Origin of the sequence: Prochlorococcus marinus str. MIT 1214, assembly GCF_027359355.1 — a bacterium.
Taxonomy (GTDB): domain Bacteria; phylum Cyanobacteriota; class Cyanobacteriia; order PCC-6307; family Cyanobiaceae; genus Prochlorococcus_B; species Prochlorococcus_B marinus_F.
In genome coordinates this window covers 1,681,668-1,693,869 of the sequence record NZ_CP114777.1, presented here as the reverse complement: position 1 = coordinate 1,693,869, position 12,202 = coordinate 1,681,668, and the positions used below count along the sequence as shown (strand labels likewise).

12 protein-coding genes are annotated in these 12,202 nt (G+C 34.7%); 6 read left to right on the top strand and 6 right to left on the bottom strand.

The genetic code is table 11. From position 1 onward, the window contains the following. Positions 1-63 precede the first annotated feature (63 nt). Both O5639_RS09295 and O5639_RS09290 read left to right on the top strand, forming a co-directional pair. Positions 64-624 (top strand): NUDIX hydrolase, encoded by a 561-nt coding sequence (locus O5639_RS09295; protein WP_269625546.1) that lies wholly within the window; start codon positions 64-66, stop codon positions 622-624. Next, positions 621-2,102 carry a cryptochrome/photolyase family protein gene (locus O5639_RS09290; RefSeq protein ID WP_269624245.1) on the top strand — a complete coding sequence of 494 codons (1,482 nt, stop codon included), beginning with the start codon at positions 621-623 and terminating at the stop codon, positions 2,100-2,102. Before O5639_RS09295 ends, O5639_RS09290 begins: the two co-directional genes overlap by 4 nt. Position 2,103: 1 nt before the next feature. Here the strand turns inward: O5639_RS09290 and O5639_RS09285 are convergent, their stop codons facing one another. Both O5639_RS09285 and O5639_RS09280 read right to left on the bottom strand, forming a co-directional pair. After that, complete coding sequence (locus O5639_RS09285; protein WP_269624244.1) at positions 2,104-3,273, bottom strand: DegT/DnrJ/EryC1/StrS family aminotransferase; 1,170 nt, start codon at positions 3,271-3,273, stop codon at positions 2,104-2,106. A 52-nt stretch (positions 3,274-3,325) separates the two neighbouring features. Next, positions 3,326-3,946, bottom strand: a complete 621-nt coding sequence (locus O5639_RS09280; protein WP_269624243.1) for a thioredoxin family protein — start codon at positions 3,944-3,946, stop codon at positions 3,326-3,328. Between the two features lie 119 nt (positions 3,947-4,065). On the opposite strand from O5639_RS09280, the gene fabI reads away from it, so the two are divergent. From fabI to O5639_RS09265, 3 genes are all read left to right on the top strand, one after another. Further along, positions 4,066-4,848, top strand: a complete 783-nt coding sequence (fabI, locus tag O5639_RS09275; RefSeq protein WP_269624242.1) for an enoyl-ACP reductase FabI — start codon at positions 4,066-4,068, stop codon at positions 4,846-4,848. Between the two features lie 30 nt (positions 4,849-4,878). Then, complete coding sequence (hisB, locus tag O5639_RS09270; RefSeq protein WP_269624241.1) at positions 4,879-5,490, top strand: imidazoleglycerol-phosphate dehydratase HisB; 612 nt, start codon at positions 4,879-4,881, stop codon at positions 5,488-5,490. Positions 5,491-5,579: 89 nt separating this feature from the next. Beyond that, positions 5,580-7,073, top strand: coding sequence for a carotenoid oxygenase family protein (locus tag O5639_RS09265; protein ID WP_269624240.1), 1,494 nt, complete (start codon positions 5,580-5,582; stop codon positions 7,071-7,073). A 34-nt stretch (positions 7,074-7,107) separates the two neighbouring features. Here the strand turns inward: O5639_RS09265 and rdgB are convergent, their stop codons facing one another. Beyond that, positions 7,108-7,692, bottom strand: a complete 585-nt coding sequence (gene rdgB, locus O5639_RS09260; protein ID WP_269624239.1) for an RdgB/HAM1 family non-canonical purine NTP pyrophosphatase — start codon at positions 7,690-7,692, stop codon at positions 7,108-7,110. Beyond that, positions 7,685-9,145, bottom strand: a complete 1,461-nt coding sequence (locus O5639_RS09255; RefSeq protein ID WP_269624238.1) for a phosphoglucomutase/phosphomannomutase family protein — start codon at positions 9,143-9,145, stop codon at positions 7,685-7,687. The genes rdgB and O5639_RS09255 overlap by 8 nt, the downstream gene beginning before the upstream one ends. 52 nt (positions 9,146-9,197) lie before the next feature. On the opposite strand from O5639_RS09255, the gene O5639_RS09250 reads away from it, so the two are divergent. Continuing rightward, a complete protein-coding gene (locus tag O5639_RS09250) occupies positions 9,198-10,652 on the top strand; it encodes a TM0106 family RecB-like putative nuclease (RefSeq protein ID WP_269624237.1) in 1,455 nt (484 codons plus the stop codon). A gap of 15 nt (positions 10,653-10,667) precedes the next feature. On the opposite strand, the gene O5639_RS09245 is transcribed toward O5639_RS09250, so the two are convergent. Then, positions 10,668-11,516, bottom strand: coding sequence for a folate-binding protein YgfZ (locus O5639_RS09245; protein WP_269624236.1), 849 nt, complete (start codon positions 11,514-11,516; stop codon positions 10,668-10,670). After that, a complete protein-coding gene (pyrE, locus tag O5639_RS09240; protein WP_269625545.1) occupies positions 11,516-12,094 on the bottom strand; it encodes an orotate phosphoribosyltransferase in 579 nt (192 codons plus the stop codon). Before pyrE ends, O5639_RS09245 begins: the two co-directional genes overlap by 1 nt. Between the last annotated feature and the right edge of the window lie 108 nt (positions 12,095-12,202).

Sequence of the window (12,202 nt, the reverse complement as noted above, 5' to 3'; positions counted from 1 at the left end):
GTAACAAAAATCACCAACCTTTTCTAAAAAAATCAGTCATCCTATATGAATACAAAAAAATGTATGTCTATTCCAGGACCTGAACCCTCAAAAATTATTGAGACAAAAGCGTGTCTTGATGCAAAAAAAATTCGTTTTGAAATTAATAAATTTCTTTTACCCAATTCAATGGAGGGGGAATTTGGGGTTATTCGTCATCCAGGAGCTGCATTGGCAGTACCAATAACAGATTCTGGAGAAGTCGTTATTCTTCGTCAATATAGATTTGCTTGCTCGCAACGAATTCTCGAGTTTCCAGCTGGAACTTTAGAAGCAGGTGAAAGTCCACTTGAATCAATTAAAAGAGAAGTTCAAGAAGAAAGTGGATACTCTGCCAAAAGATGGGACAATCTTGGAGAAATGCTTCCTTGTCCAGGATATTCAGACGAAATAATTCATCTTTTTCTTGCAAGAGATTTAACTAAACTTAATCAGAAGCCTGAGGGCGATGCAGATGAAGATATTGAAGTCTTAAAAATTGCCCCCGAAAAATTAAATAAAATTATTGCAAGTGGAGAAGAATCACTTGATGGGAAAACCATTACTGCATGGTTCAGAGCATGCCAAATCTTGAATAAAAAATGATAACGTCTCGATCAATTTTTTGGCATAGAAGAGATTTAAGAATTGAAGACAATATAGGTCTATGTGAAGCATCTAAAAATTCAAAAAATCTCATAGGAGTATATGTTTTAGATCCCAATCTTTTAAATCTCAACAGAACTACATCTGAGGCTAAAAATTGGTTTTTGGGCGAAAGTCTTTTGGAACTCCAAAAGAATTGGGAAAGAAGAGGGAGTCGTTTATTAATATTGAATGGAGATCCTATTAAATTAATTTCTAAATTAGCGGACTTAATTCAAGCCGAATGTATTTACTGGAATGATAATATTGAGCCCTACGAAATCAATAGAGACAAAATAATTACAGAGAAACTTTCAAAAGATAAGAGAAAAATATACACATTTTTAGATCAATTAATTGTTAATCCAGCTAATATCAAAACAAACAATTATGAACCTTATAAGGTATATGGACCTTTTTATCGTAAATGGATTGATATAATCAATCAGACCAATATTGCCAATAGAAATTCAATACAAATTTCAAGAACATCTGGAAAAATTCAAGGTCTAGATGAGAAAGAATTATCATTAATTAAAAACTCAGACTTAAACTATTGCATTACTAACGAAACTAAGCCTATTTATGATTTACTTTCTTTAAATAGATTTAAAGACACTAATCTTTGTCCTTGTAAACCAGGGGAGTCTGAATCAAAAAAGCAATTAAACTTTTTCATAAATTCAGGAATTATAAATTCATATAATCAAGCAAGAGATATTCCATCGTTAGAATCAACTTCAAATCTAAGTGCTGCTTTAAGTCTAGGGACAATAAGTTGCAGGGCAGTATGGAATGGGGCTCAACAATCAAAAAATTTGGCAACAAACGAATATCAAACAAATGCTATTGATACATGGATAAAGGAACTTGCTTGGAGAGAGTTTTATCAAAATGCACTCATTAATTTTCCAGAGCTTGAGAAAGGTCCATATAGAGAAAAATGGTTAAATTTTCCATGGCAAAATAATTCTGATTGGTTTGAAGCTTGGGCAAATGGATTGACTGGTATCCCAATAGTTGATGCTGCAATGAGACAACTTAAGGATTCTGGATGGATGCATAATCGATGCAGAATGATTGTTGCTTCTTTTCTAGTAAAAGACCTTTTGATTGATTGGAGATGGGGAGAACTTTTCTTCATGAAAAGCTTAGTTGATGGTGACTTGGCATCAAACAATGGAGGTTGGCAATGGAGTGCTAGCAGTGGAATGGATCCAAAACCTATGAGAATATTCAATCCTTTTAGACAAGCTTCTAAATTTGACGAAGATGGTAATTATATCCGAAAGTGGGTTCCAGAATTATCACACATTTCGACGCCTAATTTACTTTCAGGTGAAATAATTTCTGCGGAGAGAAATAGCTATCCCAAACCTATAATAAACCATAAAATTCAAACATCAATCTTCAAAGAATTATATTCGAGTATTAAGTAGATTATTTTTTAAAAATTTCCTTTATTTTGTCAATTACATATAATTGATCAATAGATTTAAACTCCGGGAAAATAGGCAAGCTAATAACCTGACTACATACTTTTTCAGTAACAGGAAGAGAACCTTCTTTATAACCTAACTCTTTATATGCAGGCTGAAGATGTATGGGTATTGGGTAATAAATTATTGTATTTACTCCAAACCCTTGAAGTTCAGTTTTAAATAAATCTCTGCTTGGAGTATCAAGAAGGTCCTCGGAAGTAAATTTTAAATTTTTAACAAAAGAATTGTCCATTATTCTTATTACAAATTGATTCCAAGAATGATCACAATTATTGATCAAAGTATTAGAAGGTAATTTTATTCCTTCTATCATTGATAGCTTATTTATATAATTAATTGCTATTCCTTTTCTTTGCTCGATCCATTTATTTAATCGAGCCAACTTAACATTTAAGATCGCAGCTTGTAATGAATCAAGTCTACTATTATATCCAATCTTTGTATGAAAATATCTCTTTGGCATCCCATGAATAGCTAATTCCCTAATTGTTTTTGCCAGAAGAAAATCATTAGTAGTTATAGCTCCTCCATCTCCTGCCGCACCTAAGTTTTTCGTAGGGAAAAAACTAAAACAACCTACATCCCCATAACTTCCCACGGGTTTACCTCGCCAATACGTACCAGCTGCTTGCGCACAATCTTCTATAACCTTTAGTTTGTTTCCTTCAGCAATTGCCATTATTTTATCCATATCTAGTGGATGACCAAACAAATGCACCGGCAAAATAGCTTTTGTTCTAGGAGTTATTGCTTTTTCTATTAAATCTAGATCCATAAGATAATTTTCAGGATCAATATCTACAAAAATCGGTCTAGCTCCAACACTTGTAATTGCTTCTGCAGTCGCAAAAAAACTAAATGATGAGGTGATCACCTCATCACCTTGTCCAATATTTAGTGATCTTAAAGCAAGAATTAATGCATCAGTTCCACTATTGCAACTAACTGAATAAGAAGTTTCTGTAGCCAAGGCAAAAGCTTTTTCGAAGGAAGTTACCTCTTCTCCTCCAATATATTTTCCGCTTCTAAAAACCTTTAGTAAAGCTTCTTCAATCTCTTCTCCAATTTCAGAAATTTGAGCTTCAAGGCTAAAAGGAGGTATATGCATAACTATTTAAATTAAGTTGCAACGATAAATAATCAAAAAGAAACTCATTAATTCATCCAAACCAATCAGGCTCCATACCAGGATGCCATTTAATATTGCAACCAATAGAAGGTTTTTGATTAGCTGAAATATCTTCTCCATTTAATAATGATCTGAGTGCTAGACGAATATCATCTCCAGAGACAGGTATTTCATTCCCAGGTCGGCTTCCGTCCATTTGTCCCCTGTATCTCAATCTTGAGCCTCCATCTGAAGAAGGCCAAAAAATATAAAAATCAGGGGTACATGCGGCCTTAAGCGCCTTTGCTAATTTTTGATCAGAATCAAATAAATATGGAAACTTCCATCCCAGTTGGTTGGCTTGAGAGGCTAGGAATTCTGGCGCGTCTTGCGGGTGTGTTTTCACGCTATTGCTAGAAATAGCCAAAAATTGAACGTCATCACCAAAAGAATTGAATAAATTTGTGATTCCACTTTCTACATGTTTAACAAATGGACAATGAGCACATATGACCATCAAAAACAATGGTCTTTTTGTTAATTCAAAACTACTGATATGACTAAGACCACTTAAAGCATCATCGGGAGCGAGGTTCACGCCTGAAACCACACCTAAATCAAAAGAAGGCAATTGAGTTCCTAATGGAAGCATTGTTGACTCTGTTCGAACCATGATTCTTATACTTTTGTGGGTTGATGGATTAAAGAACTTTTAACTATATATTCATTTAACTATGAGTCTTAGCCCTAAATAAGGGACAATTAGTAATACTAACCAAATGAGTCCGAAAGATGCTTCTCGATCTTAGTGGCAAAAAAATCCTTGTTACAGGAATAGCAAACAACAGATCAATTGCCTGGGGCATTGCACAACAGTTAAAAGCAGCTGGAGCTGAACTAGGAATTACATACTTGCCCGATGAAAAAGGTAGATTTGAAGCAAAAGTAAAAGAACTTACTTCTCCTTTAAATCCAAGCCTATTCTTACCACTTAATGTTCAAAACTCTTCTCAAATTGAAGAAGTTTTTGAGGCCATTAAAAATCAATGGGGCCATCTTGATGGATTAGTTCATTGTCTAGCCTTTGCAGGGAAAGAAGAATTAGTAGGTAATTACAGTGCAACTTCTTCAGAGGGATTCTCAAGAGCCCTTGAAATTAGTGCTTACTCACTCGCCCCACTATGTAAATATGCAAAACCTCTTTTCAGTAAAGGTGCAGGCATAGTCACCTTGACTTATTTAGGAGCAGAAAGAGCGATTCCCAATTACAACGTAATGGGAGTTGCTAAAGCAGCTTTGGAAGCATCCGTTAGATATCTTTCGGAGGAACTTGGTCCTGAAAATCAGGTTCGAGTGAATGCTATTAGTGCTGGACCAATAAGAACTCTCGCGAGTTCAGCTATTGGAGGAATTCTGGACATGATTCATAACGTCGAAGAAAAAGCTCCCCTCAGAAGAACCGTTACTCAAATCGAGGTAGGTAATACCGCTGCTTTCTTGCTTAGCGATCTTTCGAGTGGTATATCAGGACAAACTGTTTATGTTGATGCAGGTTATTGCATAAATGGAATGTAATTTCAAGCCAACTCAAATTGCCAATCAAATATGAAAAAAACTAGAGAGGGAGAGATTAGCCGGAAAACTAAGGAAACTGATGTTTTTGTAAAAATTGATCTTGATGGTTCTGGGAAATGCAGTGCAAATACCGGGATTGGTTTTCTAGACCATATGATCCAACAATTATCTAGTCATGGCTTATTTGATATTGAAGTAAGAGCTAATGGAGATACTCACATAGATGATCATCACAGCAATGAAGATGTTGGAATTGCTATTGGACAAGCTTTGTCAAAAGCATTGGGGGATCGAGTTGGAATAAAACGCTTTGGTCATTTTTTAGCTCCGCTTGATGAAGCTCTTATTCAGGTTGTGGTTGATTGTTCCGGTCGGCCCCATTTAAGTTTTAATTTAGATATTCCCTCTCAAAAAGTGGGTACTTATGATACCGAGTTGGTTAAAGAATTTTTTGGCGCTGTTGTCAGTAATGGTGGGTTAACTCTCCACATCAGACAACTGGCGGGAAATAATACTCATCACATAATTGAGGCTACTTTCAAATCTTTTGCAAGAGCTCTTCGGATGGCTACTGAAATTGACCCTAGAAGATCAAGTCAAATTCCAAGCAGTAAAGGAGTTCTTGAACAGGCTGGTCAATAAAAACTCCTTATTTAAATAAATCATTTTGACCTTAAGCTCGCAAAAGTAAGAAGTTTAAGCGAAAATCAAGTTTCAATCTAAGCAAAATAGTGGCAGTTAGTTATTTAAAAAGAGAAACATCACCACAGCAAACAATCTTCAACCAAGAAGATTGGTCAAGCGCATATTGCAATGTTGAAAAAGAATTAGATCACGCTGAACTCAAACTAGTAAAAGGATCAATTCCTGAACAAATTTCTGGTACCTTTTATCGAAATGGGCCAGGCAGATTAGAAAGAGGCGGAAGATGGGTCCATCATCCATTTGATGGAGATGGCATGATTGCTGCCTTCAAGTTTAAAAATGGGAAAATAAGCCTAACAAATCGTTTTGTTCGCACAAAGGAATGGGCTGAAGAAGAAAAATCCCAGAAATTTTTATATAGAGGTGTATTTGGAACTCAAAAAGAAGGCGGGGTATTATCTAATGCTTTTGATGTAAGGCTAAAAAATATTGCCAATACTCACGTAATAAAACTTGGAGATGATCTACTAGCTTTATGGGAAGCATCCAGTCCATATTCACTTAATCCAAATACCCTTGAGACCAATGGTTTATCTAATTTAAAAGGAGTTTTAAAAAAAGGTGAGGCATTTAGTGCTCATCCACGATTTGACCCTGGCCATCATAAAAGTCAAAGAATGGTCACTTTTGGTGTGTCTACAGGTCCTAAAAGCACAATTAGATTGATGGAATTTTCCACAGAGGGAGAAAATATTGGTTCTCTTTTAAGTGATAGAAAAGATTCTTTTAATGGATTTGCGTTCTTGCATGATTTTGCCATAACTCCAAACTGGGCAATATTTCTGCAAAATGCTATTAATTTTAATCCTCTCCCTTTCCTGCTTGGACAAAAAGGAGCCGCACAATGTTTAGCTTCCAAACCCTATGGGACTCCAAAATTTTTATTAATACCAAGGGATGCTGGCAAATTTGCTGGTCAACCTCCAAAATCAGTTGATGCTCCCAAGGGTTTTGTTTTTCATCATCTAAATGCATGGGAAGATAATGAAAAAATCAACATTGAAAGTATTTTTTATGACAATTTCCCTAGTATTGGTCCTGAAGATAATTTCAGAGAAATTGATTTTGATCTTTTACCAGAGGGAATTTTGAAAAGAAGTGAAATCGATCCAATAGAAAATACATTTACATGTTCAACCATAAGCAACCAATGTTGTGAATTTGCAATGGTTAATCCTCATTTCGAAGGATTAAAGGCCCGGTTCAGTTGGATGGCAACTGCAGAAGAAAAAGAAGGGAATGGGCCACTACAAGCAATAAAAAAAATCGATTTATCTAATAATAAAGAGATAAGTTGGAGTGCTGCTCCAAGAGGTTTTGTAAGTGAACCTATATTTATTCCATCCCAAGAATCAAAATCTGAAGAAGACAAAGGATGGGTTGTTGCATTGGTTTGGAATAGTATTAGATCAGGAACTGATTTAATACTCCTTGATTCTCAAGATCTGACTGAAAAAGCTATTCTTGAAGTTCCAATTTCAATCCCACATGGATTACACGGAAGCTGGGTTGAAAATTAAAAACTAATAGTTTTGCAAGAGAAAAAAACTACTTTTATATTGAAACCAATAGTTTTTTCAATTCTGGCACGAGCAATTTGAATGCATTCCCCCTGTGACCAATATGCTTCTTTTTTTCTTGGTCCATTTCCGCATAAGTCTCACCTAATCCTGAAACTTCAAAAATCGGATCATAACCAAACCCATTTTTCCCTTTCGGGGAAAAAGTTATTAGACCTTCGCAAAAGCCTGAAACTTCTATCAACACTTTTGCCCCACTAGCTATACATAATGCACATTCAAATTTAGCTTTTCTATTTGGAAAAGGTTTTAGCTCTGCTAATAGTTTTTCAATTCGTTCGTTATCTGAGTTTGCATACCTAGAAGAATAAATACCTGGAGCACCTCCAAGAGCCTCAACACTTAACCCAGAGTCGTCAGCCAGAGACAAATTACCTGTTGCTTGACTGACAGCAAGGGCTTTGATTCTTGCATTTTCCATAAATGTATTTCCTGTTTCCTCAATCTCAAATCCAACAGGTTGAGTCAATAAATCAAATGGAAAATCGTCCAAAAGTTTTTTAAATTCTCCGATTTTACCTTTATTGCCACTAGCAATTACTAGAGGGAGATTATCCAAAACTATTATCTATAAGTTGCTTTGCATAATACAAAGTTGAAGTAACTTCCGCATTGGATGGAGCTTCACAATAAATTCTTAAAAGAGGCTCTGTTCCAGAGAAGCGGAACATAAGCCAATGACTTTTATCAAGTACAAGTTTTATTCCATCAGTTGCAATAACCTCTAAAACTGATTTATGACCTATTGAAGAAGGAGTTTTCTGCTTCAAAAAATTTTCCAAGTTCCTTCTCATTTCCATATCTTTGAGAGTTAAATCAATACGTTCAAAATGACTCTCGCCAAAACGAGCATGAAGAGAATCTATTTTCTCTCCTAAACATTTATTATCAGCAACTATTGACTCCATCAAAAGCAAAGCGGTAAACAAAGCATCACGTTCTGGCAAATGATGTCCAAATCCAACTCCCCCTGACTCCTCTCCTCCAATAAGAACTTCTCTTGAAAGCATTTCTTCAGCAATATATTTAAACCCAACTGGCTTCTCGAGCACTTCTCTCCCCAAGTCCTCCGCAACCAATCGCATCAAGTCCGAACCACTTACAGTTTTAACAACACAACCTGCCATATTTTTGAATCTTGCTAGATGATCTATCAAAACAGGCATTAACAACTGTGTATTGCAATATCTACCTTTTTCATCTATTGCCGCAATTCGATCTCCATCTCCATCAAAAACTATGCCCATGGACAACTTACCGTCTTTGAACGAATCCTTAACTTCTTCTATTAATTGAGATAGGTAAGCCTTCATAGGTTCTGGTGGGTTCCCGCCAAAACAAGGATCTCTTTTTGTTCTTAATTCATAAATAAGCTCATCACCATCAGAGCCAAATAATTCAGACATGCAGCCCGCAGCAGATCCATGCATTGAATCAACAAATATTTTCACACCTAAGTTTCTCAAGCCATTAGAAATCAAAGGTATGTCAAATTTCTGACTAATCTTCAATAGATGTTGTTTTCGAAAATCAACTCTCTCGGTTACGTCTTCGATTGGAATTGATATCCCTCCAGCATCTAATCTTTTTTGTACGGAATCGGTGAAAGAGCTATCAACTGAGCCTCCAAAAGGACCTTTTATTTTCAAACCCAACCATTCGCATGGGTTATGACTTGCTGTAATCACAAGTGCGCCAAGGGCATTTTCTTCAACTATTGCACAGCTACAAGAAGGAGTTGGCAGCGCAGAAGAAGACAACAAAGGTACTAAATCCACTCCTCTAACTGCAGATGCAACCGCCTCAGCCATCTCCTCTGCGAGAAAACGTCGGTCATAACCAATGATTATTTTATTATTTTTTTTCTCCTTCACATAAGCAAGCTCTTGAGCTGCTGCTGCTGCAACTTTAAGTAATCTTTCCAAAGTGAAATCAACGCCTAATATCCCTCTCCATCCATCTGTTCCGAAAGAAATTTCCTCTTTAGTGAGATTCAACTTTTTCTTTTTCATCTTTATGTTGGCGAAACTTTGTTATTAAAGAAATTCAGATTAATCTCTAAGTATGAAATGTAATAAATCCAAACCGATTAATGATCACCTTTTAAGGAGTTGGATTCGATGCAGAAGAAAAGCGTGGCTAGAAATTTATGGTGATAAACAAAAAAAGTTGTGGACCGCTCATAGCACACTTCAATTAAATCATCAAATCGACTGCTTTCATAATCTCTCACAAAAAAGTTATGGGATAGGAATTCAAGCTTGTGAAGAGGGGAAAAATATCGCCTATGGGCTCAGACTTAAATATCCGCTACTAAAAAATATAATAATCAAAGGAAATTTACCGATTCTAAGAAAGAGCTTAGGAGAGAGTATTTGGGGTAATTTTTCTTATCAACCTGTGTTGGCAAGACAAGGTAAAAAAGTCACAAGAGAGCACAAGTTAATACTTGCAATGAACGGTTTATTAATAACTAATTTACAAAAATATCAGGTCCAGAAAGGCTTAATACTACACAAAGAGAATGAAGTTGTGAAAGTCGAAAAAATAAGATTAACCGATAATATGAATAAAGAATTAATAGATTCATTATTAACTCTAGAGAAAGATATTCAATCTAAAGTGCCTCCACCAATCACTTCTAACAGAAAGAAATGTACCATATGTTCATGGAAAAGAAATTGTGATGCTGAAGCGATCAAAGAAGGACATCTAAGTGAAATTAGTGGAATTGGAGCGAAAAGAGAAATTTTATTAAATAAAATTGGGATAAATAATATAGAGGAATTAGCCAAGGTTAATCATTATACGTTAAAGACAAAACTTGAAGCATTTGGGACACAGCATGGTGATATTTCCAAACAAATAATTTTACAATCTCAATCTCAATCAACAAATAAGGCCATCAAGCTCAATCCGAAAATATCTTTGAATAATCTAAAAAAAGCAAGAGGTTTATTAATTTATGATATTGAATCTGACCCAGATATTAAGCATGACTTTTTACATGGATTTATTCGATTACCAAAAAATATTAAAAACGAAATAAGTTTAGAAAAAACTAAATATTCACCATTGCTTAATCTTGAAAAGGATACAGAAAGTTACCTATGGAAAAGAATAAAGAGAAAATTAGATCATCATAAAGATCTCCCAATTCTCCATTATGGTGAAACAGAACCCATATCTTTACTAAAGCTAGGCTTAAGACAAGGGGCAAGTTCTCTTGAAATTGATGAATTAAGAAAAAGATTTATTGACATACATTTATTAATTAGAGAATACTGGTGCCTTCCAGTAAGAAATTATGGTCTTAAATCAATCTCCGAATTCATAGGATTTGAATGGGAACAATCTAATTCTGACGGAGCTAGAGCTCTTTTATGGTGGAGACAATGGAAAAAATCTCGCAAATCAAATAACATTTACTCAAAAAATTTAAATTCAATCTTTAAATATAATCGTGATGATTGTATTGCTACCTTAATGATCGCAAAGTGGCTAATAGATCAAAAGTGAAACTATCTTATTAGATTAAAAAGGCAAAGCAAATGAGATTGGCTTTTTCATAGTTATAGTTTCATCTTTTTGAGAAAAACAAATACTCTTATTAATAAAATTGTTTTTGATCAATGCAAGTCCATAAAAAAAATTATCGTTAATTTTAATTGAAGATGTAACAACTCCTACTTTCTTTTTCAATTCGTTATCTTGATTAGTATTAAAAAATTTTTTACCAATATCAAAATCATCAGCTTTCCCATAAGCCTCCCAATAACGTAGTTGATATTTTAAAGATTTAGATCTAAAGAATCTTGCAATTGATTCTTGTCCTAAATAACAACCTTTATCAAGATTTATAATATCTCCTAAACCTAATTCGTAAGGATTTGTTTCTCCATTTATTTCTCTATCAAATCTTGGTATTCCCTGTCTTATTTTCCATATTTCCAACTCTTCTTTAGTTACTTGAGCAAAGTCAGAAATTTCATTTTGAATTAAATCACTATTAGCTATCCAAATTGGAGAAAACTCTTTCCATGATTGATATTTATTTATTTTTTGTATTCTTCTAATTGGTTTAATCACTTCTAACTTTACTTTATCGGCTGGAAATATTACTGATTCAAATCCATCAACTATAGAATTAATTTCACCACTGATTATGACTATTTCAGCCATATTACTTGAAAGTCGAATTTCCAACAAAGCTTTTAAACTTCCCTTAGTTGATAACCAACAGCTCAAGAAAATTCTTTCTAGTTGTTTTTGAGCAAAAATATCAGCAGTCGTTTGACCATGTAAAAAAGCAGCAGTTCCCTCACCTTTTAGAAGTAATGAAGGGAATGTTTCATCCCAAATCAATGGTTTATCTTTTGACATTACAAGCTTTTAGCCCTTTCAACAATCTCTTTTAAAAAGAAAAGACTATTTAAATCCAAATCAGCTTTGGACATTGCATCTACTCCTCCTTCTTCTCTATCTACTATTGCTAGCACTTTGTTAACTAAATAACCTTGAGTTCTAAGTCTTTCAACAGCTTTTAAAGAAGAGCCACCAGTAGTAACCACATCCTCTAGGACAGTAATAACAGAACCCTTGGGAGGCAGAGGCCCTTCCAACCATGCTCCAGTTCCATAACCTTTAGCTTCTTTCCTTACTATTAAACCGCTTAAATCAATGCCTGATTGAGATGCCAGCATTACAACGCCACTAACTAGAGGGTCAGCCCCCAAAGTCAAGCCTGCAACTGCACTATCACCTTCATTTATTTGTTTCAAGAATAGTGAGCTTATCAAGAATAGACCTGAACCTGAGAGAGATACTGGCTTGCAATTTACGTAATGAGAACTTTTCTTTCCAGAAGCCAAAGAAAAATCTCCATACCTATAAGCTTTTTGAGCTAACAATGTTAAAAGATTTTCTTTCGCAGCAACTAATGAAGGATTCAATGGGTTCATATCTTTATATGCAAGTTTAATTATTAAACATCTTGGTGGGATTAGATATATATTTACTTTAGGCAAACTAATTAACTATTATCAAAAAAAGTTTTAGTTCTGCTTTTT